The organism is Dietzia sp. HMSC21D01 (assembly GCF_001815995.1).
In the GTDB taxonomy this organism is placed as follows: Bacteria; Actinomycetota; Actinomycetes; order Mycobacteriales; family Mycobacteriaceae; genus Dietzia; species Dietzia cinnamea.
Window position 1 is genome coordinate 1 of sequence record NZ_KV823771.1, and the last position, 1,645, is coordinate 1,645.

At 74.6% G+C, this 1,645-nt stretch carries 2 protein-coding genes and 1 pseudogene; all 3 read left to right on the forward strand.

The window, feature by feature from the left end:
- A partial coding sequence (gene pgeF / locus HMPREF3086_RS03805; protein WP_070720234.1) for a peptidoglycan editing factor PgeF occupies nt 1-490 on the forward strand: 490 nt, incomplete at its 5' end.
- A 47-nt stretch (nt 491-537) separates the two neighbouring features.
- Nucleotides 538-1,266, forward strand: a complete 729-nt coding sequence (locus tag HMPREF3086_RS03810; RefSeq protein WP_061228932.1) for a YggS family pyridoxal phosphate-dependent enzyme — start codon at nt 538-540, stop codon at nt 1,264-1,266.
- 94 nt (nt 1,267-1,360) lie between these two features.
- A pseudogene (locus tag HMPREF3086_RS03815) lies at nt 1,361-1,645 on the forward strand (cell division protein SepF); the annotation flags it as partial.

Below are 1,645 nucleotides of genomic sequence, written 5' to 3' on the forward strand. Positions count from 1 at the left end.
CGGGCCCGTCCCCGCCACGGACGGACTCGTGACCGACCGGCCCGGCCTCGCGCTGGCGGTGCTCACCGCCGACTGCGTCCCGGTGCTCGCCGCGGACGAGCAGGCCGGCGTGATCGGGGCCGTGCACGCGGGACGCGTCGGCGCGGTCGGCGGGATCGTCCCCCACCTCATCGGCGCGATGACCTCGCTCGGGGCGCGTCCGGAACGGATCACCGTGCTCCTCGGACCGGCGGCGGCAGGGGAGCACTACGAGCTGCCCGACGACCTCGCCGACGAGGTCGAGGCGGCCCTGCCCGGCAGTCGCACCCGGACCGTCGCCGGAACCGCGGGCGTGGACCTGCGCAAGGGCATCACCCGCCAGCTCGCCGGGCTCGGCGTGACGCGCGTCGACTCCGACCCCCGCTGCACGATCGCCGAGGAGTCTCTGTTCTCCTATCGTCGACAGGGGCGGACCGGGCGCCAGGCCAGCGTGATCTGGCGGCAGGTGTAGCAGGCCGGGCCGGCCGACCCGCCGGACCGGGAGACGAAAGGGCGGACATGACCGACACCAGGGCCACAGAACTCGCCGCGCGGCTGGCAGAGACCCGCGAACGCGTGGACGCGGCCCGGGCGGCGGCGGGCCGGACCGACGAGGTCGACCTCGTCGTCGTCACCAAATTCCATCCCGTCACCGACGTCGTCCACCTCGCCCGCCTCGGGGTGCGTGACGTCGGCGAGAACCGGGTCCAGGAGGCGGCGGCCAAGGTCGGCGACCTCGCCGCCGCCGACGCCGAGTTGGCGGCGTCCGTGCGGTGGAACATGGTCGGGCACATCCAGTCCAACAAGGCCGCCGCCGTGGCCGGGTGGGCCGACAGGGTCCACTCGGTGGACTCCGTGAAGGTCGCGAACGGGCTCGAGCGTGGCCGCGCCCGCGCCGCCGACGAGCGCGACGGCGTCACGCCCCTGCCCGTCCTGCTCCAGCTGAGCCTCGACGGCGACACCTCCCGCGGCGGGGTCACCCGCGAGGACCTGCCCGCTCTGGCCGACCACGTCGCCGGACTCGGGCACCTCCGTCTGGCCGGGCTCATGGTGGTGCCCCCGCTCTCCGGCGAGCCCGCCGCCCACTTCGCCGACGCCGCCGACGTCGCCGCCGACCTGCGGCGCCGGCACCCCGACGCCGTCGAGTTCTCCGCGGGCATGTCCGGGGACATCGAGGAGGCGATCGCGGCAGGTTCCACCTGCGTGCGTGTCGGAACGGCGATCCTCGGCCCCCGACCAGTAGTTTGAGATCCAGCCTCGCGGGGACACCCGCCCGCGAAGAACACACGCCCGCGAAGAACACACGCCCGCGACGACCCCGTTACCAGGAAGGTCCCGGAAGATGAGCGCAATCGCCCGGTTCAAGGAGTACTTCGGAATGGCGCCCGTCGCGGCGTACGAGGACGAGTACCTGGACGACTACGACCGCCCCGTCCACCACGACGCGCGCGTCGGTCGCGGAATGCACGACACGGACGACCTCGGTCCGGTCGCCCGCGACCGCCGGGACGACTACGGCTACGCCGCCGACCGGTACCTCGACGAGCCCGCGCCCCGCTCCCGCGTCGCCGACCTCGACCCCGTCGACGAGCGTGCCGCCGCCCGCCGTGCGCCCGTCGAGGAGCCG

Excerpts from the sequence above, each read along its gene's own strand:
- HMPREF3086_RS03810 (WP_061228932.1), top strand. The coding sequence starts at position 538 with ATGACCGACACCAGGGCCACAGAACTCGCCGCGCGGCTGGCAGAGACC.